This is a genomic window from Veronia nyctiphanis, assembly GCF_004116385.1.
GTDB lineage: Bacteria > Pseudomonadota > Gammaproteobacteria > Enterobacterales > Vibrionaceae > Veronia > Veronia nyctiphanis.
Window position 1 is genome coordinate 18,838 of record NZ_PEIB01000005.1, and the last position, 22,727, is coordinate 41,564.

Sequence of the window (22,727 nt, forward strand, 5' to 3'; positions counted from 1 at the left end):
GGTTTTCGCAAAGTCAGTGCAATCGGGTCAGGGGCTGGAAGGCCAGTCCCATCGAGTCCCTCTTCACCGAGCACTTTAGGATCCTGCAAAGTCCGGCATACTTTTGTTTTCAGAGAACTGGTTTTCGCAAAGTCAGTGCAATCGGGTCGGGGGCTGTAAGGTCAGTCCGGTCTCAGCTCTCTCTAAGCAATTTAGAAACTTACCTATTCGAACGGGCTCTTTCGGTTATTAATAATAGTCAGTGTGAAAAGCGGATTGTTTTGGCATCTGGATAAAGGGCTTGTAGAGATATCAAAAAAGCCCACTCAAAAGAGCAGGCCTTTTAAATTTTTATCTTCAGTCAGGTTTTAGGTGTTGGTTGATGCCAGTCGTTCTTTCGGGAAACAACTCACTTTTCCACCTTTATTAAGCCTTCTGACAGAAAAGCCTTCTTTCTGAAGTAGGGACAAAACGCCTTGTTTGCCCCTAAAATGAAGATCGCCCGCGACTAAAAGGTATTTTCCTTTTTTGAATTTCTTGGGGTCACTGAGCTGTTCAACCCAATCACGGTTCCGCTCAAAAAGCATAGATTCAGCAAACTGTGTGGTGTTCTCGAAGTAGGTCGACATATTTGTCAGTGTCGTATCATCGCCTTGTTGCCACGCAGAGAGTAAACATTTCAAGTCAGCTTGCTTTTGTTCCCAGTCGTCCATTGTCTCCAGCAATAGGTTCTTACCGCCGTCTTCCATCGACGTCAATACACTGAACTGTTCCTCCATGCTTTCTAGAGCAATGACGGGTTTGTTGTAGGTATTACTTTTTTGGATGAAATGCACATCAATGCCGAAATCTGGCCTGAGTCCCAGAGACTTGGCTTGGGCCAGTTGTAAGGCCATTGCTGCTTGCCATGGCTGCATGGCATAAAGGAGCGACAGATCCACTCCAGCTTTGGGAGCAACCGTTTCAAGTTGTCGTTTTTCGCTGATGTTCAGGGCCTGATAGCTATTTCTACGGTCAGGAACTTGTGGCCTAGTAATAGTGTTTAAATCGACTTCAACGACCAGCGCATCTGCTTCAATGAACGCAGTTTCAACAATATCTGGGAGCGGGTAAAAGCTCGGTATACCCATGTGGATGGAGCCAAAAAGCGTAATGATGGTGCCATCTTTTTCTGCCTGCCAAACTGCGGGCGCTGCCTGAGAAAAAGAGGAAAGAGTGAGGAGGAAAAAGGTGATGACTCTGAGCTTTAGTTGTTTTGATACATCATTTGTTCGCTCATCGTGTTCTGTCATTTTTCCCCCAAGTTGCCTGTGAAGTTATTCGTGCTCGTTAAAAACCTCTGTTTTTCCGTCCTTAGAGAAGGACATCACACGATACTTTTGCTTCTTATTTCCGTACTCCATACCAGGCGAGCCAAGAGGCATACCGGGCACTGCTAAGCCGTCAACATTATTTGGTTTAGACGCAAGGAAGGAGTGTATGTCACTTGCGGGGATATGTCCTTCAAAAATATAGTCATCAATAACGGCTGTATGGCAGGAAGCCAGACGTGGCGTGATTCCGAGCTTTTTCTTGATAGGATGAAGATTATCAATATTCTCAACTTTAAGATCAAAACCGTTGTCTTTCATATGATTTACCCACTCTTCACAGCAACCGCAGCTGGCTGATTTATAAACAATACCCGACGCAGCTATGGCCGAGCTCGAGAGTATTGAGAGTGAGAGTGCAAGCAATGTAGATTTTTTCATCGTTGTAATCCTCAGTGATGATGTTGATTAAACATGAGTCGATTGTAGTGACTTGTGTCCATATTTTCGGGCTTAACCCTCCGGCTCGAAATGATTTATTTTGATTAACCTTGCTTTGGGGTAAACCAACGCAGTCGATTTGCATTGCTGACAACAGTAATAGAGGACAGCGCCATCGCTGCGCCAGCGATAACCGGGCTGAGTAGGGATCCCGTCAGCGGAAACAGCACACCAGCAGCGATGGGTATACCGAAAGCGTTATAAATGAATGCGCCCCAAAGGTTTTGCTTCATATTCGTAATGGTGGCTTTAGACACGGCCAGCGCATCAACTACGGAGTTTGCAGAATGACGAATTAAGGTCATTTGTCCGCTTTCAATGGCGACGTCACTGCCGCCACCCATTGCAATCCCCACGTTGGCTCGTGCTAATGCCGGAGCGTCGTTAATGCCGTCACCCACCATGGCGACTGTTTTGCCTGATGTTGAAGTTTTCTGATTTCTGCTTCTTTGCCATCCGGCATGACTCCCGCAATAACGTGAACAATACCGAGCTGACTAGCAATGGCATTGGCCGTTGACGGATGATCACCCGTTAGCATCACCACATGAATACCTGAGGTAATCAATCGCGACACAGCTGACGGGGAATCACTGCGAATGGGATCGCTGATACCCAAAAGTCCGAGAACACGCCGAGAATCTGCCACATATACTGGGGTTTCTCCGTTCTCTGTCATTTCGGTTACGAGGCTCTCAGCATGCTGACAATCAATATTGTTGGCGGAAAGTAGTGCTTTATTGCCAACAAAAAAGCGTTTCGAATTCATGCTGGCGCTGATGCCCTGACCAGGTACAGCAGTGAAATTCTCGACTGCTACGGGCTGGATGCCTTTGTCTTCGGAATAGCTGATTACAGCCGTTGCTAACGGATGCTCAGATCCTTTTTCGATACTCGCTGCAAGAGTGAGAAGCTCGGTTTCCTCGATATTAAGCGGGTAAATAGAAGTAATGGACGGTTTGCCCTCTGTCAGGGTACCTGTTTTATCGAGCACGACAGTATCAACTTTTGCTGCATGCTGAATGGCTTCCGCATCTTTAATCAATATACCCAACTCGGCCGCTCTGCCAACGCCAGTTATAACAGACATCGGTGTGGCCAGACCCAATGCACAAGGGCAAGCGATGATCAGCACCGTGGTCGCAGTGATTAGCATGTAGCTGACGGTTGGCTCTGGCCCTATCATATACCAAACCAGCGCCGTGAACGCTGAGATGGCAATAACAACAGGTACAAAGACCGCTGAGATGCTATCGGCCATTTTAGCAAGTGCGGGTTTACTGTTTTGAGCTTCACGAACAAGATGGATGATCCTTGCCAGCATGGTGTTTTCACCTACGCCTTCTGCGATCATCACTAGGTTACCTTTCTGGTTCAGCGTGCCAGCACTTAGGTTGTCGCCCGAGCGTTTGTGAACAGCGATCGGCTCTCCCGTTAACATCGATTCGTCAATGTAGCTTTCACCTTCGGAAACTTTTCCATCTACTGGAATGCGTTCGCCGGGTAGATGCGTAAAGCCACACCTACAGTGACTTCTTTCAGAGAGATCTCCTTTTCGCCTGAATCTGTCACCAGTGTTGTCGTCACAGGTTGTAAATCTAATAACTTATCCAGCGCAGAAGATGCTGAGGCGCGGGCCTTGGCCTCAATCGCATGCCCCAGTGTTATTAAGCCGAGAATCATTGCCGTTGCTTCAAAATAAACATGACGAGCGGACTCTGGAAAAAAAGCGGGTGCGAGAACGACAACGGTGGAATATAGCCATGCTGCACTTGTACCGAGAGCAATCAGTGAATCCATATTGGCTCTGCGATGTCGAATGGCGTTGAATGCGCCCTTGAAATAGGCTTTTCCTGTGGTGGCGAGCAAGGCGAAGCAAATTGAAGAAATGATGCCCCAGCTTATTTGGCTGGTCGTGGAGTTCACGGTCATACTGCCGCCAAATACACCCCATAACATCAAAGGGATACCTACGCCCAATGCGATAAGCGCATGCTTTAAGTGACGTTGATAAATCTCCGCTTGCTGCTGGTTCTGTTTCTCGCGTCGGGTTACATCATCCTCAATGAGTTCTGCACCATAACCAGCATCAATAATCGCGTTAATTAAAGAGTCCGCACTGACATCTTGCCCTTTTACTTGAGCAGTTCGCTCGGCGAGATTGACGTTAACAGACGTCACGCCATTAACAGCGGTGAGCGCTTTTTCGACAGAAGAAACGCAGCTGGCACAAGTCATTCCGGTCAGAATAAGTTGATTGGCCGTATCGGTTTTTAGGTTTACTTGGGCGTTATCTGAAGTCGATATATCTGGTTTATAGACAGGTGAAACATCTTTTTCTTGCTCTGTTAACACCTCGCATCAGCACCACTTGATAGCCGGCAGCATCAATGATTGAAATGACGTCGTCTTTTGCCAATACCCCTCTCACATCAGCCTGTGTTTTCGATACGTCGTGGGAGGCAATAAAAGGATTATCATCGAATGCTTTAGTCAGTTTTGCCACGCATTTTCCGCACCGTAAACCCGAAAGAGTCAGAGAAACATGATGACCAGCGGTATAACCAAGATTGTCGACAGCGCCAAAAACCTCGTTCAATGCGATCTTTCCGGTGACTGACATGGAATCTTTATCTGCACGAACACCCGTTACACCTGCAATCGCGTTGACCGCATTCGAGACTTTTTTTGCACAACCCATGCAGCTAAGGCCAGCAAGCGGTATCTCGAAAGTGTTTATCGAGTCTTGAGCAACTGATGATAGTTGGTCTTTGGTCTCTGACATCCTGTTGTCCTTGTCGGTTTGATGCTTTGTCTTCTGATTGGAGGCTTTTATTTGTGATGTTTTACCCTCATACTTTTCATCATAAACCTTCCACTAACTGTAAGGTCAATAGTGTTAGAGTCCATCTTATGAAGATTAATGAAGTTGCCCAGTTAACCGGGTTACCGTCAAAAACGATTCGTTTTTATGAGCAAAAGGCGATTCTGAGTGCACCTGATAGAAGTGAGAACGGATATCGTGCTTACAACCAACAGCACATCAACGAGCTTTTAATGATTAAACGCTCGCGTATGGTTGGCTTTTCGCTTGAGGAATGCAGGGAGCTGATCGCACTTTCACGTGACCCAAACCGCAAGAGTGCAGATGTGAAAAGCAAAGCCAAAGAAAAGCTCAGTGCGATTGATGAAAAAATAGAAGAACTCAAAGCAATGCAGAAAAGTCTGAAAGCACTCGTTGATATCTGCCCTGGTGATGATAGTAGTTGTTGTCCGATTATTGATGCTTTAACCGAGTCTGGGAAGGCGGAAAAGTAGAAAAGCGCCTGATGGCGCTTTTCTGTTGAGGGCTTTTTCTTACTCAGTAAAGCAATGCGTAAAGCTGTCGGCGGAATTTACTCGCAATCTCATTACCCTGTCCCAGAGATGACAAGATATCCATCATGGTTTTCTTTGCCTGCCCATCGGCAAAGTTAAGGTCTTTTCTTATCAGCTTCATCAAAAGCTCAAGTGCCTCTTCATGTTTATCTACCTGATTGAGCTGAACCGCCAAGTCAAACGCCAAGTCATCGTTTTCTGGATCGGCGTCATACGCCTCCTGAAGCTTACGCACTTCGGGTGAATCAGCAGACTGACGGTACAATTCGATTTTCGCCGTCAGTGATTTGTATCGGGCATCTTGATCTTGCATTAACACTGTTGCCAAGGTTGCATCAGCAAGATCAAATTGTTTGGTCTCTATCAAACACTCAGCAAGGGTAAGTTTGTATTCACCAGACTCGCCAAGGTCAGCTTCCAGAGTTTTGAGTATGGTCAGTGCTTCGGAATATTCACCCTGATCCATCTTTTCTAGTGCTTCTTTGAAAGCCAGCTCTGCTTGGTTAGGTAAATATTTATCTAAAAACTCAAGGACCGCATCTTCGCTCTGTGGGCCCATCAACCCGTCAACAGGTTTTCCGTTGTCAAATAATGCCATTGTCGGCAAGGCTCTGATACCAAACTGGGCTGCAAGCATCTGCTGCTGCTCACAATCTACCATTGCCACGGTGAGGTGACTTGCATGCTGAGCGGCCAGCTTCTCGACGAGAGGCTTCATATCGAGACTTTCCGGACTCATGTTGGCCCAGAAATAAAATAAGACAGGGGCGTTACGCGAACTCTCCAGCACTTGATGCGCATTTTGTTCCGTAAGGTCGATAAGATGATTGTTTTCCATAGCGTGACCTTGAATATGTGGGAATACCTAAAATGTGGGGGGCAAGTAAAGAAAATTCAAGATGATAATGCCCTTGTTTGTCACACAGTTGTCGGTATGAGAGATAAAGCCATCTTCAGAGTGTGTTACAAGATACCAGAAACACAAAAGCCACCTCAGAGTTGGGTGGCTTTTGCGCATTCCTGCTCGTGTTTATGACACTTTTGGTGGAGCTAGATAACAAGCAACACAGCTAAGGTCAGGCATAAACAGAGCCAATTGAGCTGTCTGAGGGACATTCGGCTGACTCCAATAAGACTTATCGTTTTTTTATCTACCGCCTGAACACTCTCTCCGACTGTGCAAAAGAACATCAAAGGGAGAGGTTTTCACGTTGATGATTTATCTTAGGTTCCGATTATTACAAGAATATGATCGCAAACTTTCACCGTTTTCTATCAATTGTTGCGAGCCATATCTATTATCCTTACTAAAGCGTTACTTATCAATTACTTGCGATTAATCTTGTCAGCTAAATATTCGCGGGTAAAAAGATAGCAAAATAAATTTATTTCTTATCGCTGTTTTCGAGCAAAAGAGTCATTTTATTTGCGACAAAATCGGCAATATAGGGTTGTGCAACTTCTTTGGGGTGAAGGCCGTCAGCCATAAGCCATCCCGGCGTTAATACCACTTTTTCCATAAAGAAAGGAATGAGTGGGATTTTCATTTCTTTACTTAATTCAGGGTAGATATCCGAAAACGCCTTGGTGTACCTTTTTCCATAGTTAGGTGGAATTTCAATCTGCATTATTGCGACTTTGGCCCCGCTTTGCTGGCTTAAATTGATCAGCTGTGTCAGGTTCTTACGTATTAAATCAGGTGACCAACCCCTCAGGCCGTCATTGGCACCGAGCTCAATGAGCACCCAGTCTGGCTGATAGGTGTCAAGAAGGGCAGGAAGTCTCGCTAAGCCATTCCCGGTGGTATCGCCAGAAATGCTGGCATTGACTACTTTTTCTACCTGACCTTCGTTTTGCAGGCGTTGTTCCATCAAGGTTGGCCAGCTCTTCTCTATGGGCATCTGATAACCAGCGCTTAGGCTGTCACCGAGTACCATCACGGTCTGCCCCAAAGCATTGAAAGAGAAAAACAAAATACAAACATAAAGGACTTTTAACATGAACACTCCGGTAATCAGGGTTGATAACGTTTCAAAACAGGTAGAGACACATGCACAACCTTTGACCATTCTGCAGGATGTTTCGCTTCAGGTCGAGCAAGGGGAAAGTATTGCTTTAATGGGAGTTTCTGGCGCAGGTAAGTCTACATTGATGACATTACTTGCTGGGTTAGACGTCCCGACTACCGGAGATATTGAGCTTCTGGGTGAGCCTTTAGCCAGTCTAAACGATGAGCAACGTGCAGCTTTGCGAGCGAGTTCAATCGGCTTCGTCTTCCAAAGCTTTTTGCTGGTGCCTTCGTTAACCGCACTCGAAAACGTCATGCTACCCGCAACAATTCGCGGTGAAGCAGAGGATAGCGAACGCGCCAGTGAACTACTTCGTTCTGTTGGGCTGGCGAGCCGGGAAACACACCTTCCGTCTCAGCTGTCAGGCGGTGAGCAGCAACGTGTCGCGTTGGCGAGAGCATTTATGTCCAAACCCAAAGTGCTGTTCGCGGATGAACCAACAGGTAACCTTGACCAGCATACCGCCGAAACGGTTATTGAACTCTTGTTTTCACTTAACCGCGACCATGGGACGACGCTGGTACTTGTCACTCATGACCCTGCGCTAGCGGAACGATGTGACCGTACTTTGCAAATTAATGCGGGTCGAATCGTGGAGGAAGCAGTATGAAAAAGCCTTCTTTGATTTGGCGGTGGGCATGGAGGGAGCTATTTCACGGTCAGCTGTGGCCAATAGTCGCCGCTCTCGCTCTCATCATCGCCTGCGTCTTTGCCCTCTCCGCATTAGCTAACCGCATCGAGCAAGGCCTGACCCAGCAGGGCAGGGCAATGATTGCTGCTGATTTGATTCTAAGAACTTCTGAACCTCTCCCTCCAGAATTAACAGCGAAGCTAGACTCACTAGACGTCGATCAATCAGTTCAGACCCGTTTTGGCACGATGGCATTCAGCCAAGACAAGATGCAGCTTGTCAGTGCGAAAGCCGTCGACAACAACTTCCCGCTCCGTGGTGACCTCGAATTACAGGGGCAAGGGATGCAAAACGTTGTGAAGCCGGGTGAACTCTGGCTTGCCGAGCGTTTGTTCGCATTACTGGATGTGAAAATTGGAGACAGTGTCGATATCGGTGATGTTACGCTCACCGTGTCTGGAAAAATTGTTTCTGAACCAGAATTGTCGTTTAACCCGTTTAGCCAGATGCCAGCGGTGCTGATGCACCAAGACCAAGTGGAAGAAGCTGGAGTTGTAAGGCCAGGCAGTCGCGTCTCTTATCGCTATTTGTTCCGCGGCAGCGAATCAGCATTGAGTGATGTGAGAGCCGTTGTCCCCGATCTACCGGGTTACAGTTGGATTGATGAAAATGACAGTGGTCGTACTGGCGATATGCTGGACAGGAGCCGTGGTTACCTATCACTCACTGTTGTGCTGGTCATTATCATGGCTGCAGGTACCTTGTTGCTCACCAGCCAGCATTATGTAGATAGTCGAACTGATGTACTCGCAATGGTGAAAAGTCTCGGCGCAAGGAAAGGCTGGGTCCGATCGTGGTTGATGCGTCAACTGGTGATGATGTTCTCGCTGGCGATCGCTATCGGCCTTGCATCTGGTGCGGCGCTAGAATACTTGCTACGTCTACCTTTAACAGATGTTTTGCCTGACCCGCTACCCGATTACGGCATCATGCCCTGGGTTCTCGGTCCGTTGGTAGCTGTGTTGGTTTCCTTGCCTGCATTGGGTATCCCTCTCATCAGGCTGATTAATGCGCCTGCCATTTCTGTGCTTCAGGCGCAGGCACTGCCACCTGTGTCGAAAAACCCTTGGAGCTGGATGCTGGCTGCGATTCCATGTGTCGCTTTGATTGCGTGGTCTTACGACAACCGTCTGATGTGGTTAGTGCTGGCTGCACTGGTACTGATGCTCAGCCTGTTGGCGGCGATGGGAGTCGGTATACTTGGTCTCGCAAGACGACATATTACTCATCCATCTCTGCGTCTTGCATTGAGCCGCATTACCCGAAACCCCGCGGCCAGTGGTGCCCAACTTGGTGCGCTTGCAACATCGTTTATGCTGTTGTCGATAATCTGGTTACTTCGCACAGATTTACTGGATGATTGGCAGAACACACTTCCAGCGGACGCACCGAACGTGTTCGCTATTAATATTGCCGAGAATGAGTTGGATGATTATGTCTCTCTCATTGACAAAGGTGGGCTTGAGCGCTCAGAGGCCTATCCGATTATCCGTGGGCGTCTTGTTGCTAAAAACGGCGAAGATTATGCGACCAGCGATGGTGATGGTCAGGGAAGAGATGAATCGCTACGCCGGGAGCTTAACCTGACATGGCGTGAAACCTTGCTACTCACAATGCACTTATTGAGGGTGATTGGCCGTCTGAAGGCGGTGTGTCGGTCGAGCAGGGGATCGCTGCTCGCCTTGGTCTTGAGCTTGGTGACACGCTAACTTTCATGGTCAATGGCCAGCGGTTCGATTCTACCATCAACTCTGTAAGGGAGGTTGAATGGCGGAATATGAAACCCAACTTCTACTTCATCTTCGCCCCGAGTCTGGTGGACAAGTTGCCCGCTAATTGGCTGATAAGTTTCCGGCTTGGCGATGAACAAAGCGGGATCATCAATGAATTGGGTCGTCAGTTCCCGACAGTCACCCTGCTTGACCTTCGCAGCATGAGTGGACGTATTCAGCTCATTCTTGGCCAGATAAGTCTCTCTTTGTCTGTATTGGCGGGGCTTGCCGTTGTGAGTGGTTTACTATTGCTGCTGACTTTGCTTCGAATCAGTCTGGCGGAGCGGGCGCGAGAGATCATGCTTTATCGCACGCTGGGTGCGAGCCGTAAGTCAATCAATACGACGTTGTGGGCTGAGTACGGCATCATGGCATTGGTGTCTGGGTGCATGGCAGTCGGTGGCGCAGAGCTGGCAATGGCAAGCTTACTGAAGTGGGGCGTGGAACTGCCTGTCAGATTCCACCCCGAGGTTTGGTTAAGCCTTCCACCGCTTGCGGTTGCGCTCGTGTTCATCACGGTTGCAATGATGATCAGGCAACTGCTTCAACCGCTGAAAAACTAATTCTTTAGCAAATCTTGTAATGCTGGGGCCAATTCAGGAAATCTGAATTGGTACCCGGCATCGGTTAACGCTTTTGGAATTGCCCGTTGGCTATCAAGCAACAATTGCCCAGCTTCACCCAACATAAGTTTGATGGCGAAAGCGGGGGTGAATAAGATATGTGGGCGCTTTAAGGTTTTGGCGAGCGTTTGGCTGAATTCTTTGTTCGTCACTGGATTAGGTGCACTGAGGTTAAAAGGACCGCTCTGGTCTTCATGGTCAAGCAAAAACACAATGCCTTCCACCATGTCATTAATGTGGATCCACGGAAAAAACTGACTGCCGCTGCCAATTGGGCCTCCCAGACCAAGTTTGTAGGGCAACAGCATTTTTGTCATCGCGCCGCCGTCGGCACTCAGCACAATTCCTGTGCGAAGAATACACACTCGCGTCTTGTCAGAGGCCGCTTTACCGGCAATTCTCTCCCAATTTGCACACAGCTGATGGGCGAAGTCATGCGCATCTACGGTAACGGATTCATCGAGAACTTTATCTTTCTGATCGCTGTAGTAGCCGACAGCTGAGCCACTGATAAACGTATGCGGCGGATTTGAGCTGGCCTGAAATTTTTCAACCAGTTGTTCAGTCAATCCCCAGCGACTGGTACTGATCACACCTTTTTGGTGTTCTGACCAACGTTTATCAACGATGGGCTCACCAGCTAGATTGATAACAGCATCAAAGCCATCGAAGTTATCAAGGTGATTGAGAGAGTCGATGATGCTGACATCTTCAGGAAACTGTTGTCTTGCTCGGGAAATATTCCGCGTCAACACAGTCAGTTGGTGGTCAGCGAGTCGTTTAGTCAATTGACGGCCAATCAGGCCGGTGCCGCCAGTAAGCAATATACGCATTGTTCAATCCAAAAAAATAAACCAGGCTGTGACAATGTTAAGTATTAACATCCACAGCGCTGATGGCGATGCGAATTTTTCATACCTGCAATTTTAGTCACTCTATTTTATATCCTGCTCTGATATGGTCGATTGTCATAATAGACACTGAATTCGATAGCAATACGTCGCAAGATCAATGTTTTGATCTGAATGAGATGAAAAAACTTCTCGGTGGCGTTGGTTATTTGAGGTATCGGGAGCAGCAGTAACCTTGAGCGACTTTTCAGCACTTGTGAAATCCATGCTAGGAAGCTTTAAAGATCTTCTTCCTATTATCGTTGTGATCGGCTTTTTTCAGGTGTTTGTTTTGAAACAACCTTTGCCTGACTGGCTATCAATCATGGTCGGGCTAGTGCTGGTTGTTCTCGGCCTGACTTTTTTCATCTTTGGCCTTGAGATGGGGTTGTTTCCGATAGGAGAAACACTGGCACATGCCCTTGCTCGTAAAGGCAGTGTGTTTTGGTTGATGGTGTTCGCATTTCTATTGGGGTTTGGCACCACCATCGCTGAGCCAGCATTGACGGCAGTATCCGGTGTGGCGGCTGATGTTGCTGCTCGTGGGGGTATGATAAGTAACACTGTCGATGTGAAAGAAAATTACGCGATGGGATTGAGGATCACTGTCGCACTCTCTGTCGGCTTCGCCATTATGTTGGGCGTGTTTCGTATCCTCAAAGGCTGGCCCATCCATATCCTGATTATTTCCGGTTATATTCTCGTCGTAATCATTACGCTTTTTGCGCCAGAGGCCATCATTGGTATTGCGTATGATTCGGGTGGTGTCACCACATCAACCATCACGGTTCCTCTCGTAACTGCCTTAGGTGTTGGTCTGTCTACTGTGATTAAAGGCCGCAATCCGATGATTGATGGATTTGGCCTGATAGCTTTCGCTTCGCTGCTTCCGATGATATTTGTGATGATCTATGGAATGGTCGTCGCATGAGTGTATTTTCAGAGTTACTGCCCCTCATCGCTGAAACTGTATTGACGACGGTGCGCGACGTGATCCCCATCGTATGCATCATTTTCGGTTTCCAATTTGCAATTCTCAGGCAGCCTGTTCCGCACTTGGGCAGAGTTATTCTAGGTTTCTTTTACGTTTTAATTGGCCTGTCACTCTTTCTTGTTGGCCTTGAACTGGCGCTGTTCCCACTCGGGGAGTCGATGGCGATTCAGCTAACTGCGCCCGAGTTTCTGTTCGGCGAAAATGGCCTGATCCCGAAAAATTTGGATTGGAGTGATTACTACTGGGTGTACATATTTGCCGCGGCGATAGGGTTTAGCACCACAGTCGCTGAGCCGTCGCTAATTGCTGTCTCGATTAAAGCGGCACAGGTTTCCGGCGGCGCAATTCATGCCAATGGTTTGCGCTTATCTGTTGCGCTTGGTGTTGCTATAGGCATTTCACTTGGCAGCTACCGTATTGTTGCTGGCGACCCCATTCATTACTACATCATCGCTGGTTATGTGCTGGTGGTGATTCAAACCTATTTTGCACCAAAGTTTATTGTTCCGCTTGCCTACGACTCTGGCGGCGTGACTACTTCTACCGTGACAGTACCGCTGGTAACCGCGCTTGGGCTCGGCCTTGCTTCTACTGTTCCGGGCAGAAACCCTATGATAGATGGCTTTGGTCTTATCGCATTTGCCAGCCTTTTTCCTATGATCACTGTGATGGGGTATGCGCAGATCACGGAGAAAATGGCTCAGGTTAGCGATAAGATCAGCGCACAAAAAACGGGAGATTCCTGATGCGGTTTAAGCTTATTGTCGCGTTTATCGAAGATTCGAAAACCGACGAAGTGTTAGATGCAGCGAGAGATGCCGGCGCAACGGGCGCAACGGTGATTAATAACGCCCGTGGTGAAGGCTTGACCAAGAAAAAAACCTTTTTTGGTCTGACACTCGATGTACAGAGGGATGTTGTATTGTTTTTGGTGGAGGAGCACTTGGCAAGAAGCATTCTAGAGACTATCAACCTGGCAGGTGAGTTTGACACGACGTCTGGCAAGGGTATTGCCGTTCAGCTGGATGTCGAAGATGCAGTGGGTGTGGCACATCAGGTTGAAGAGTTAAGAAATAAAATTAAGGAAGAGATATGACTGACAGTGCCAAAAAAGTCAGAGATGTCATGGCTGATAGCTTCGTATTGGTCGAGGGGATGACGACAGTTGAAGATGCTATTCGTATCGCCCGTGAAAAAGAGGTTAAAGCGCTTATCGTTAACAAACGTGATGAAAACGACGAGTATGGCCTTGTATTAATGAATGATATTGCCAAGAAGGTGCTTGCTAAAGATAAGTCACCAAGCCGTGTCAATGTGTATGAGATCATGACTAAACCTGCACTGTCAGTGGTGCCCGACATGCAGGTGAAATATTGTGCTCGGCTTTTTGAACGTTTTGGCATCAGTCGAGCACCTGTCATCGACAATGGCGAAATATTGGGGATGGTCAGCTATAACACGATTGTGATGTTCGGAATGTTAAACGACTGAACTCTCGAGTTGATATTCAACGGTCGATATGGCCCAGATCTTTTTCTGGATAAAAGTGGTCTCTGACTCTTTGTTTCAGAACCTTAGCATCCGGGAAGCCGCCGTCTTTCTTGCGCTCCCAGATTGTTTCTCCATTACAAAGGATCTCGAATCGTCCGCCTGTATCTGGGTGGAGTGATACGCGGCCCATTTCTTCGCTGAAGGTGGAGAGCAGTTCCTGCATCATCCAGCTTGCTCTTAGCATCCAGTTACACTGGCGGCAGTAGTGAATATCGATTGATACTTTTTCCATGTTTCTATGCTTTCCGCTTTTTGGCCATGGTCTGCTGTGAGAGAAACAGCAAACGTAAATTCAATAAGCACTCAATGGCGGATTTTGTGTCAGTAACCGTCGTCGAGTGCGACTTCTTTAATGATTAGCTGCTGCTTTTCTGCTGTAGCAGGGCTTTTATTTCACTCAGCTCGTTTTGAAGATGCTCAATTTGTTGATGTGTCGCCAGTATTTGTCTTGGTTCGCTTTTTTGTGCGGCCACAGTGACATCATCTTCTTCGCCTTGCTCTGCCAAAGCGTGTTCAGCTGTCATGGTTTCAATCACCACACCAATCATCATATTCAAAAACACAAAGGCCGTAAGGAAGATAAATGTTAGGTAATAAAGCCAACTGGTGGAGTACACCGCCATGGTCTCATACATGACGTCGGTCCAGTCCTCGAACGTAGCAATACGAAACAAGGTCAGCATGGATATGGATACATCGCCCCACAACACACTGTTAATATCAGAGAAAACGAGGCTGCCTATCACTGCATAGATATAGAAAATGATGAACATTAATACTGCGATATAACCCATCTTTGGAATGGATTTAAAAAGTGCATTAATCAGCAGTTTCAGCTGTGGAACCGCAGAGACCAGGCGTAACACCCTGAATACTCGGAGTAGCCTCGCAATCAGAACACCTTGCCCAGCAGTGGGTATCAAGCTGCCAATTACAATCGCGGCATCAAACCAATTCCATCCACTTTTGAAGAAATCCAGCTTATTTTGGTAAGAGAAAAACTTTATGACAATTTCAAAAAGAAAAAACCACAGGATAAATTGATCCAGCCAGTGAATTGCAAGGCTAACGCCCTCCGGCAATACAAACGTATTTGCGCCTATAGACAGAGCTGCGATGATAATGATCGCTACAGTGAAGGCTTGAAAATATCTGTGTTGATTAATGGCAGTCAAACGGACGTGCAATGACGAAATCACTGATGTAAATCCTTTTACTTGTATAAATTTTGGTGGTTAATGTGTTAGCGCAGGATACTATAGCGGATAAATGTTACCTGACAGATAGTCTCAGTCGGTAATTCTCTGATTATCAAGTTGGCATTTTTGCGGTTGCCGTCAGTATTTTCTCAACACCATGCTTTTAACTTCAATAACTGAGTATGCTCATAACCAAACACCAAGCAAAAGTTTGATGCCCACAGCAAAGGTGACCACTTCAAATACTGTCTTGATGAGGCGGTTACTGCCTTTGTTTGCTAGGTGTGCGCCGAGATATCCTCCCAATGCAGAACCAGCGAGCAGAACAGGTAACCACGGCCAGTAGATATCGCCACCTGCAAGGCCAAGTGTTAGGCCTCCCAGCCCATTCCAAAATAATCCGACACAGACCAGTGTCATTGCTACCGCCTGTTTGTAGTCGTAGCCGAACCAGCGAATTAGAAACAGGGTAACGAAAAGTCCAGTTCCTGCGGTCAGAGAGCCATTGAGTAGTCCTATTGCCGATAAGCCTACACAGCCAATTATTAGACCAGTTAAATGACGATTTTTGGGGTTGGCTTCCTGCCCCAGAGACTTTTGGGTTCGCGAGTATAAGCCAAGGAAAATAATGAAGCCTCCGAGTGCGGCTTCCGCAAAGGGGCCCGGAACGAAGAGGATCAGATTAGCGCCTGCAATGACACCCGTCGCTCCAGCAAGAATGACATAAATCGCAGAAAGAGGAGCGAGATTGCCCGTTCTGAGATGTTTTGCTGCTGCGCCTATTCCAAGTGCAACAGACGCAACTTTGTGAGTTGCCAGCGCAACAGAAAAGGGCAAACCAAGGAAAATAAGCAAGGGAAGCTGTAATAAACCAGCACCGCCACCGGCAAGAGATGACAATGTATTTGCGACGAGCGAACCCAGAAAAAGACCTATCGCGGGGAGAATATCCATTTTGACCCACAAAGCGAGAACCGAAACGGCTTGATAACATGGCACCTTGCGAGATGCCAGATTTCTCTTGGAATTATTGCACTTTTGCGGTCGCGGTGACTTTGATCGATATTCTGGCCATATTTAGTTTAAAGCTCTGTATTTATTTAGCTCATAATTCTAATCATTTTTGTCAAATCAAATTTATAGTCAATAAAGTGACAAAATACTAAAATTTATACCTAATTAATATTCTTTAAGGCAGTATAATCAACCAATGATTATTGGCTGTAAAGAAACACTGTCGCGCTATTTTCGACACTTTCTAATTGCATTACAGCTGACGTATTTGGCTATTCTGCAAGAGACTTTTAGATGGATCTTTCACTCTTACGAAACCATAAAGCGAACGCGGTAAATCCGGAGTTCGATAAATTATACCAATCTGTTTTTACCGACTTTTTCAGTCGTGATCCCGAGTTATGGCCAGTTTATAAAGATCCGGCTTTGCCGCGCATAACCAGTTCCGTCAGCTGCACTTAAATCCAGAGGAACGCCTGTCAGCTTACCCTGATGGTCAGGCATTACAACATCGTCTTCTTAATGATACTCATACCCCTAAACACCGTACGCGTCCAAACGGGAAACCTGATGACGTGTTGGCGTTTGCTGCGGCGATGTCGAAAGACTGGGAAAATCCCTCTTCAGTAGAGAATGTCATTACCATGCCATGTGACCCAAGCATCTACGGTGCCATGATGGGAACACTGGCAAACCCTAACCTTGTATACAGTGAGTATGCAGGTTTGGCTGAGCACCTTGAGAAAAATGTGGTGCGTCAGATAGCCAATATCGTAGGTTACGATCCAGATCAGTCGACCGGGTTGTTTACGCAGGGGGGGACCTTCTGCAACCTATATGGTTATTTGCTGGGGATCAGAAAATCGTTACCGGATGCGAAAGTGAATGGCCTTGGCTATTCACAGGATTATCGGATTCTGAACTCTCAGGCTGGCCACTATTCGAACATGACCAACCTGTCTTTACTGGGCGTTGACCTATCGGGTAAAACTATCCGGATCAAAGTCACACAGAGTCACGATATTGATCTCCATGACCTCGAGCTTAGCCTGCGCGCTTGCTTCTCGGTGAAAACGGCAGTGCCATGCATCATGCTGACCATGGGGACAACGGATACCTTCGCCATTGACCGCGTTAAGCCTGTTCACGACCTGCGTGACAGATTGTGTGAAGAATACGGCGTCAGCGTTAAACCTCATATCCATGTTGATGCGGCAGTGGGTTGGTCAATGATGTTCTTCATTGATTACGACTTTGCACGTAACCCACTTGCGATTAATGACTCAACGCTCAAAGGCATCGAAAGTGTTGTCGAGAAAATGCGTGAGCTGAAGTACGCAGATTCTTTCACTGTCGATTTCCAGAAGTGGGGTTACGTGCCATACACGTCGAGCTTGGTGATGATCAAGAACAAGCAAGACATGAAGGCGCTAGAAAATGACCCTTCAAACTTCTCGTATTTTGAAGATGATCTTCAGGGCAGCACACACCTTCAGTCGACGATTGAATGTTCACGCGGCGCGTCTGGTCTTTTCGGCGCTTATTCTGCGCTGAAGTTTATGGGGCTGGAGGGGTATCAGGCGGTACTTGCTCACTGCCTGCAAAATGCTAACTACATGCGTCATCGTCTGTTGTTGGATCCGTCGGTGAAGACGGTTGTTCCTGAAAATCAGGGCCCAAGTGTTAACTTCCGTATTTACGACAGAGATTTAGTGACCAATGCTGATGAAGAGTACCTGTTGGAAAAGCAGAGTATGCATCATCCTGAAATCATGGCGAGAATGGCGAAAAATACCGAGTATCATCGTCATATCTTTAAAAACCGTGGAAAAGTCGGTCTTTATACCAACTGGATTGAATCGATTGCACTAACAAACTATGCACAGCGTGGAAGCTGCGCGTACATTCCGGGTGAAAAAGCAGTATTCATGAATCCGGCTACACGCCGTGAACACATCGATACATACCTTGATAACCTAATGGTTGTTCGACGCTAATTGATGCATAAAAAGGGAGCCTCTCGCTCCCTTTTCTTTTCTCCGATATAAATCTTATTAGACTAAAGTCTAATGAAATAACGCAACTTTATCTCTACTTTCCCGCTTTTCAGCTTTCCTTTATAACAAACAGATTAAAATCAGATATTTCCTGTCTGTAGGCCTTTTTGACTCTGATTTCTGCTTATTGTTTGACCCGCTTCAAACAACCTCATCAATGGACTATTCAGTTTTGTGCAGTCTGGCTATGGTTGGTGTAACAAACTATTAACCTTGTGGTCAGTAAGTATGCAGTTTTCCGCAGGGTCGACAACAGCACCTGAACGGGTATCACATCTTGGACGTGCACTCACCCCGTTGAGCAAGCTGTGGAATTAACGTCAGAAAAGATCATGGAGATTTTACATGTTTAAACGTCGATCGATATTAGCCGCGCTGGGGCTTGCTATGGGTGTATTCGTTGCCGGTTGTGGTGACAAGCCTGAGCAGGCGGCGGAAGCTGCAAAAGTAGAACAGGAAAAAATCAGCTGGAAGATGGTCACGACTTGGCCTAAGAACTTTCCTGGCCTTGGTACTGGTGCCAATCAGCTCGCTGATTTGATAACCGAAATGAGTGATGGCCGCCTTGAAGTCAAAGTTTATGGTGCGGGCGAGCTGGTGGGTGCACTGGAAATTTTTGATGCAGTATCTCGCGGAACGGCTGAAATGGGCCATGGTGCGGGCTACTACTGGAAAGGTAAAGCGCCAGCGGGTCAGTTTTTCGCTGCAGTACCTTTTGGTCTGACGGCACAAGAAATGAATGGCTGGATATACAGCGGTGGCGGCCTTGAGCTTTGGCAAGAAGCCTATGAACCTTTCGGTATTATCCCGATGCCTGCAGGTAATACAGGCGTTCAGATGGGCGGCTGGTTCAACAAAGAAATCAATACGATTGATGACCTGAAAGGCCTGAAAATGCGTATTCCGGGCTTAGCCGGTGAAGTACTCAAGCGTGCTGGCGGTACACCTGTACTGCTGCCAGGCGGTGAAATTTTCCCATCACTTCAGTCTGGTGCGATAGATGCAACAGAGTGGGTGGGTCCTTACAACGATCTGGCGTTTGGTCTTCACAAAGCGGCCAAATACTATTATTACCCAGGCTGGCATGAGCCGGGCACAACGCTTGAAGCGCTGATCAACAAAAAAGCGTTTGAAGCACTGCCAAAAGACCTCCAGGCAATCGTTCTGGCCGCAACCAAAGTGGCAAACGTCAGTATGCTTGCCGAGTTTACTGCGCGTAATAATGCAGCACTCAAAACCTTGGTTAACGAACATAACGTTCAACTCAAACCTTACCCGAAAGAGGTATTGAGCGAGCTTCAGGCATTAGCTGATACGGTAGTGGCCGAAGAAGCCAATGCGGATGAAATCAGTAAGAAAGTCTACGAGTCTTACAAGGCCTTCCGTACCGAAGCGATTGACTGGCATGCGATTTCAGAGCAAGCCATGCTTAATGCTCGTAACCCTCAATAAGTTGTCATAAATAAACAGGGCGGCGCCTGTCGCCCTGTCATTTTTCTCTCTCAACTTTCATTGCTAATAAGAGTTGTAGCATGGATACCGCTTCCCCTTTTTTGATGTCTTTTGTGCGGTCGATTAATCGCCTGAGCGATTATATTGGTCGTTTTGTTTCCTGGTTTGTGCTGGCTGTTGTAATGATAACGTTTGTTGTCGTTGTGATGCGCTACGCATTCAACACAGGCTCCGTCTTCCTGCAAGAGTTGATTCTTTATTTCCATAATTACGTGATCATGTTGGGCGCTTCATATGCCCTATTGAAAGGCGCTCACGTCAGGGTCGATATTTTCTATCGCCCGATGAGCGAAAAGCGCAAGGCTTGGATTGATTTATTTGGCTTTCTGCTTCTGCTTTTACCCAGTTGTGCGTTCATTTTTTACATCGCGCTGGATTACGTTCAGCTGTCTTGGCAGATACGCGAGGGTTCTCAGGAAGCAGGTGGGGTTGATGCTCGATACCTGTTCAAAACCAGTATTTTAATTATGCCTGTTTTGGTTGCGATTCAAGGCGCTGCTGAAGCCTTAAAAGCTGTTTTGGTGCTGACGGGTCATCTGTCAGAAGCCAAGTTACTCGACGAACATGATGAGGAACATCCGCTATGACAGAGTTTCTTGCCTTAGCCCTGTTTCTGTTTACGTTCGGGGTTTTATTAATTGGTTATCCAGTCGCCTTCACCTTGTCGGGATGCGCACTGATTTTTGCGGGTATTGGCTACCTAACGGGTACGTTTGATCCGGTTTTTCTTGAGGCGATTCCAAATCGTATTCAGGGTACGTTGTCGAATGAGTTATTAGTGGCGATACCCTTGTTTGTCTTTATGGGCGTGATGCTAGAAAAGTCAAAAATCGCCGAAGATTTACTTGAGACGATGGGGCAGGTATTCGGTGGGCTTGCTGGTGGACTCGGTATTTCAGTAACCCTGGTAGGTATGTTACTTGCTGCGAGTACCGGAATTGTTGGTGCGACGGTAGTGACTATGGGCCTTCTGTCTCTGCCTACTATGCTCCGCCGGGGTTACTCACCACAGGTAGCCACAGGCACGATTTGTGCGTCTGGCACATTGGGACAAATTATCCCTCCTTCGATTGTACTGGTATTGCTGGGCGATGTGATTTCGTCAGCGTACCAACAGTCACAACTCGACCGCGGCATTTATTCGCCTGACAGCGTGACGGTCGGTGATTTGTTCTTGGGCGCTTTGGTGCCCGGTATTTTGCTGGTGTGTCTCTATATTGCTTACCTGATTATGGTTGCGATGGTATCGCCAGAAAAAGTACCGCCTATTCCCGAAGAGGAACGTAAAGTCAGTAAGGAATTGTGGTTTCAGGTCATCACTGTCCTGTTCCCGCCTGTGATGCTTATTGTGTTGGTGCTTGGTTCTATTCTGTCTGGTATTGCAACGCCAACGGAGGCGGCGTCGGTCGGCTCTGTCGGTGCAATCGTGTTGGCAATGTTCAAGCGTATGTTTAGCTTGAGTATCCTAAAAGAAGTGCTGCGGACGACCACCGAAGTCACGGCCATGGTCTTTCTGATTCTGATTGGTGCTGCGCTCTTCTCCTTGGTCTTCCGAGGCTTTGGCGGCGATGATATTGTCAGAGATTTTCTGACGTCTCTACCGGGCGGTGTATTTGGCGCAATGTTGCTAGTGATGCTGGTGATGTTCCTGCTCGGGTTCTTCCTCGACTTCATTGAAATCACTTTTGTGGTTGTACCAATTGTGGCGCCAATTCTGTTGACCATGGGGCTTGATCCGGTCTGGCTTGGATCATGATTGCACTGAACCTGCAGACGTCCTTCCTGACACCGCCGTTTGGCTTCTCGCTGTTCTACTTGAGAGGAGTGGCACCGGACTCGGTTGCGACGTCAGACATTTACCGCGGCGTCATGCCATTTATCGCGATTCAGCTGTTTGTTCTGATCATGCTTGCAATCTGGCCGCAGATGGCAACATGGCTACCTGACATGGTTTACGGTTAACTCATCAAAAAGGCACTCACTATGAGTGCCTTTTTCTTTTGTTGCATCGCTTTGGCAGTTTAAATGAGTTCTGCCAGCATCTCTTCACTGTAATCTTTTACGGGCTGACCTGATTTTACTCTTTCAATGTAATCAGGATTGGCGATAAAAGGTCGACCAATAGCAACTAAATCAAAACGATTATTCGAAATAGCGGCCTCGCCAGTTTCTGCACTGTAGCCACCTACACCCATCAGGGTCTTGGTGTAATTGCGACGAACAAAGTCTGTTGCGTTTCCGTCTAGGTAGTCGAACTCCATCGTGTCATCGAATAAGCCGATGTGGAGGTAAGCAAGGTCTCGCTTTTGCAGCTCACTCAATAAATACTCAAACACTTGCCTGTCTCTTGGGTCGCCTTCTAATAGAAAATACGCGCCCGGAGAAATCCGTAAAGCGGTTCGCTCTATGCCAATTCTCTTCGCAACAGCATCGACGACTTCAAGAGGAAAACGGGTCATATTCTCTGCTGAGCCGCCGTACTCATCGTCACGAGTATTCACGTTGTAATGCATAAATTGGTCGAGCAGATACCCGTTAGCACCATGAAGCTCAATACCGTCGAAGCCGGCCTCGACAGCATTCGCTGCTGCCTGCGCGTAGTCTTCCACCAATTCAGAAATTTCTTGTTGTGTCGCCGCTTTTGGCTTGGTGTAGCTGAGGTGACGCATACGTGGCAGTGAGCCTTGCAACCCTTCATCCGATGGCCCCAAAGCAAATTCGCCATTGTAATAATGCGGGTGAGCAACGCGGCCTGTGTGCCAAAGTTGGGCAAATATTTTACCGCCATTTTTATGGACAGCGTCTGTGACTTTACGCCAGCCATTCATTTGCTCTTGAGTGAAAAGCCCCGGGGTATTGGGATAGCCCTGCCCGTCAGAGCGAATAATAGCTGCCTCAGAAATAATGAGACCTGCATCTGCTCGACGGGCGTAGTAATCCGCCATTTGCTGGGTTGGTACAAGATCATCATCTGCCATACAGCGTGTCAGTGGCGCCATCGCTATACGGTTACTCAAGGTGATTTTTTCATTAAGAACAAACGGCTGGAACAAATTCCCAATCATATTCATATTCCCTAATTTGAATGCTTGCTCAAAATAGACGTATTTGAACAATCATTCAACTTCTTTTTTGAACAACAATTCAAGATTGATTACAATGTCGGAAAATCACAAAAAGAGAGCAC

The 22,727-nt window shown here is 47.2% G+C and carries 17 protein-coding genes and 4 pseudogenes; 11 read left to right on the forward strand and 10 right to left on the reverse strand.

The genetic code is table 11. The features are described from left to right. Positions 1-347: 347 nt before the first annotated feature. The 3 genes and pseudogenes from CS022_RS06080 to CS022_RS28020 form a co-directional block, all read right to left on the reverse strand. Positions 348-1,271: a TraB/GumN family protein gene (locus tag CS022_RS06080; protein ID WP_129121550.1), complete on the reverse strand. Its 924-nt coding sequence runs from the start codon at positions 1,269-1,271 to the stop codon at positions 348-350. Between the two features lie 24 nt (positions 1,272-1,295). After that, positions 1,296-1,730, reverse strand: coding sequence for a DUF411 domain-containing protein (locus tag CS022_RS06085; RefSeq protein WP_129121551.1), 435 nt, complete (start codon positions 1,728-1,730; stop codon positions 1,296-1,298). A gap of 104 nt (positions 1,731-1,834) precedes the next feature. Continuing rightward, a pseudogene (locus CS022_RS28020) lies at positions 1,835-4,575 on the reverse strand (heavy metal translocating P-type ATPase). A 128-nt stretch (positions 4,576-4,703) separates the two neighbouring features. Here CS022_RS28020 and cueR point away from each other — a divergent pair. Next, on the forward strand, positions 4,704-5,108 hold the full coding sequence (gene cueR / locus CS022_RS06095; protein ID WP_129121552.1) for a Cu(I)-responsive transcriptional regulator: 405 nt from the start codon (positions 4,704-4,706) through the stop codon (positions 5,106-5,108). Positions 5,109-5,151: 43 nt separating this feature from the next. Here cueR and CS022_RS06100 read toward each other — a convergent pair whose 3' ends face one another. Then, positions 5,152-6,006, reverse strand: a complete 855-nt coding sequence (locus tag CS022_RS06100; RefSeq protein ID WP_129121553.1) for a thioredoxin family protein — start codon at positions 6,004-6,006, stop codon at positions 5,152-5,154. 547 nt (positions 6,007-6,553) lie between these two features. Continuing rightward, positions 6,554-7,168 carry an arylesterase gene (locus CS022_RS06105; protein WP_129121554.1) on the reverse strand — a complete coding sequence of 205 codons (615 nt, stop codon included), beginning with the start codon at positions 7,166-7,168 and terminating at the stop codon, positions 6,554-6,556. Here CS022_RS06105 and CS022_RS06110 point away from each other — a divergent pair. Together CS022_RS06110 and CS022_RS06115 are read left to right on the forward strand one after the other, a co-directional pair. Then, a complete protein-coding gene (locus CS022_RS06110; RefSeq protein ID WP_129121555.1) occupies positions 7,167-7,847 on the forward strand; it encodes an ABC transporter ATP-binding protein in 681 nt (226 codons plus the stop codon). The two genes, CS022_RS06105 and CS022_RS06110, sit on opposite strands and share 2 nt — an antisense overlap. Beyond that, positions 7,844-10,263: pseudogene (locus CS022_RS06115) on the forward strand (ABC transporter permease). The gene CS022_RS06110 and the pseudogene CS022_RS06115 overlap by 4 nt, the downstream one beginning before the upstream one ends. Here CS022_RS06115 and CS022_RS06120 read toward each other — a convergent pair. Further along, entirely contained in the window at positions 10,260-11,156 is an 897-nt protein-coding gene (locus tag CS022_RS06120) for a TIGR01777 family oxidoreductase (protein ID WP_129121556.1), read from the reverse strand. The pseudogene CS022_RS06115 and the gene CS022_RS06120 sit on opposite strands and share 4 nt — an antisense overlap. A 283-nt stretch (positions 11,157-11,439) precedes the next feature. Between CS022_RS06120 and CS022_RS06125 the strand changes: the two genes are divergently transcribed. Genes CS022_RS06125 through CS022_RS06140 form a run of 4 tightly spaced genes read left to right on the forward strand, consistent with a single transcriptional unit; the run spans position 11,440 to position 13,698 of the window. Continuing rightward, complete coding sequence (locus tag CS022_RS06125) at positions 11,440-12,144, forward strand: DUF1538 domain-containing protein (RefSeq protein ID WP_129121666.1); 705 nt, start codon at positions 11,440-11,442, stop codon at positions 12,142-12,144. Next, on the forward strand, positions 12,141-12,953 hold the full coding sequence (locus CS022_RS06130; protein WP_129121557.1) for a DUF1538 domain-containing protein: 813 nt from the start codon (positions 12,141-12,143) through the stop codon (positions 12,951-12,953). Before CS022_RS06125 ends, CS022_RS06130 begins: the two co-directional genes overlap by 4 nt. Beyond that, positions 12,953-13,303, forward strand: a complete 351-nt coding sequence (locus CS022_RS06135; protein ID WP_129121558.1) for a P-II family nitrogen regulator — start codon at positions 12,953-12,955, stop codon at positions 13,301-13,303. Before CS022_RS06130 ends, CS022_RS06135 begins: the two co-directional genes overlap by 1 nt. Continuing rightward, positions 13,300-13,698, forward strand: coding sequence for a CBS domain-containing protein (locus tag CS022_RS06140; protein WP_235869294.1), 399 nt, complete (start codon positions 13,300-13,302; stop codon positions 13,696-13,698). The genes CS022_RS06135 and CS022_RS06140 overlap by 4 nt, the downstream gene beginning before the upstream one ends. A 16-nt stretch (positions 13,699-13,714) precedes the next feature. Here CS022_RS06140 and CS022_RS06145 read toward each other — a convergent pair whose 3' ends face one another. The 3 genes from CS022_RS06145 to CS022_RS06155 form a co-directional block, all read right to left on the reverse strand. Next, on the reverse strand, positions 13,715-13,990 hold the full coding sequence (locus tag CS022_RS06145; RefSeq protein WP_129121559.1) for a SelT/SelW/SelH family protein: 276 nt from the start codon (positions 13,988-13,990) through the stop codon (positions 13,715-13,717). Positions 13,991-14,114: 124 nt separating this feature from the next. Then, complete coding sequence (locus CS022_RS06150) at positions 14,115-14,957, reverse strand: ion transporter (RefSeq protein WP_129121560.1); 843 nt, start codon at positions 14,955-14,957, stop codon at positions 14,115-14,117. A gap of 186 nt (positions 14,958-15,143) precedes the next feature. Then, entirely contained in the window at positions 15,144-15,911 is a 768-nt protein-coding gene (locus CS022_RS06155) for a sulfite exporter TauE/SafE family protein (protein WP_129121561.1), read from the reverse strand. 354 nt (positions 15,912-16,265) lie between these two features. Between CS022_RS06155 and CS022_RS06160 the strand changes: the two are divergent. The 4 genes and pseudogenes from CS022_RS06160 (at position 16,266) to CS022_RS06175 (ending at position 21,502) form a co-directional block, all read left to right on the forward strand. Beyond that, a pseudogene (locus tag CS022_RS06160) lies at positions 16,266-17,968 on the forward strand (pyridoxal phosphate-dependent decarboxylase family protein). Between the two features lie 405 nt (positions 17,969-18,373). Beyond that, complete coding sequence (locus tag CS022_RS06165; protein WP_129121562.1) at positions 18,374-19,480, forward strand: TRAP transporter substrate-binding protein; 1,107 nt, start codon at positions 18,374-18,376, stop codon at positions 19,478-19,480. Between the two features lie 80 nt (positions 19,481-19,560). After that, a complete protein-coding gene (locus CS022_RS06170) occupies positions 19,561-20,127 on the forward strand; it encodes a TRAP transporter small permease subunit (protein ID WP_129121563.1) in 567 nt (188 codons plus the stop codon). Continuing rightward, a pseudogene (locus CS022_RS06175) lies at positions 20,124-21,502 on the forward strand (TRAP transporter large permease). Before CS022_RS06170 ends, CS022_RS06175 begins: the two are co-directional and overlap by 4 nt. Before the next feature lie 59 nt (positions 21,503-21,561). On the opposite strand, the gene CS022_RS06180 reads toward CS022_RS06175, so the two are convergent. Further along, positions 21,562-22,605: an alkene reductase gene (locus CS022_RS06180; RefSeq protein ID WP_129121564.1), complete on the reverse strand. Its 1,044-nt coding sequence runs from the start codon at positions 22,603-22,605 to the stop codon at positions 21,562-21,564. Positions 22,606-22,727 lie beyond the last annotated feature (122 nt).

Coding starts and splice junctions, on each gene's coding strand:
- CS022_RS06080 (WP_129121550.1), bottom strand. CDS start 1,271: ATGACAGAACACGATGAGCGAACAAATGATGTATCAAAACAACTAAAG.
- CS022_RS06085 (WP_129121551.1), bottom strand. CDS start 1,730: ATGAAAAAATCTACATTGCTTGCACTCTCACTCTCAATACTCTCGAGC.
- cueR (WP_129121552.1), top strand. CDS start 4,704: ATGAAGATTAATGAAGTTGCCCAGTTAACCGGGTTACCGTCAAAAACG.
- CS022_RS06100 (WP_129121553.1), bottom strand. CDS start 6,006: ATGGAAAACAATCATCTTATCGACCTTACGGAACAAAATGCGCATCAA.
- CS022_RS06110 (WP_129121555.1), top strand. CDS start 7,167: ATGAACACTCCGGTAATCAGGGTTGATAACGTTTCAAAACAGGTAGAG.
- CS022_RS06105 (WP_129121554.1), bottom strand. CDS start 7,168: ATGTTAAAAGTCCTTTATGTTTGTATTTTGTTTTTCTCTTTCAATGCT.
- CS022_RS06120 (WP_129121556.1), bottom strand. CDS start 11,156: ATGCGTATATTGCTTACTGGCGGCACCGGCCTGATTGGCCGTCAATTG.
- CS022_RS06125 (WP_129121666.1), top strand. CDS start 11,440: ATGCTAGGAAGCTTTAAAGATCTTCTTCCTATTATCGTTGTGATCGGC.
- CS022_RS06130 (WP_129121557.1), top strand. CDS start 12,141: ATGAGTGTATTTTCAGAGTTACTGCCCCTCATCGCTGAAACTGTATTG.
- CS022_RS06135 (WP_129121558.1), top strand. CDS start 12,953: ATGCGGTTTAAGCTTATTGTCGCGTTTATCGAAGATTCGAAAACCGAC.
- CS022_RS06140 (WP_235869294.1), top strand. CDS start 13,300: ATGACTGACAGTGCCAAAAAAGTCAGAGATGTCATGGCTGATAGCTTC.
- CS022_RS06145 (WP_129121559.1), bottom strand. CDS start 13,990: ATGGAAAAAGTATCAATCGATATTCACTACTGCCGCCAGTGTAACTGG.
- CS022_RS06155 (WP_129121561.1), bottom strand. CDS start 15,911: ATGGATATTCTCCCCGCGATAGGTCTTTTTCTGGGTTCGCTCGTCGCA.
- CS022_RS06165 (WP_129121562.1), top strand. CDS start 18,374: ATGTTTAAACGTCGATCGATATTAGCCGCGCTGGGGCTTGCTATGGGT.
- CS022_RS06170 (WP_129121563.1), top strand. CDS start 19,561: ATGGATACCGCTTCCCCTTTTTTGATGTCTTTTGTGCGGTCGATTAAT.
- CS022_RS06180 (WP_129121564.1), bottom strand. CDS start 22,605: ATGATTGGGAATTTGTTCCAGCCGTTTGTTCTTAATGAAAAAATCACC.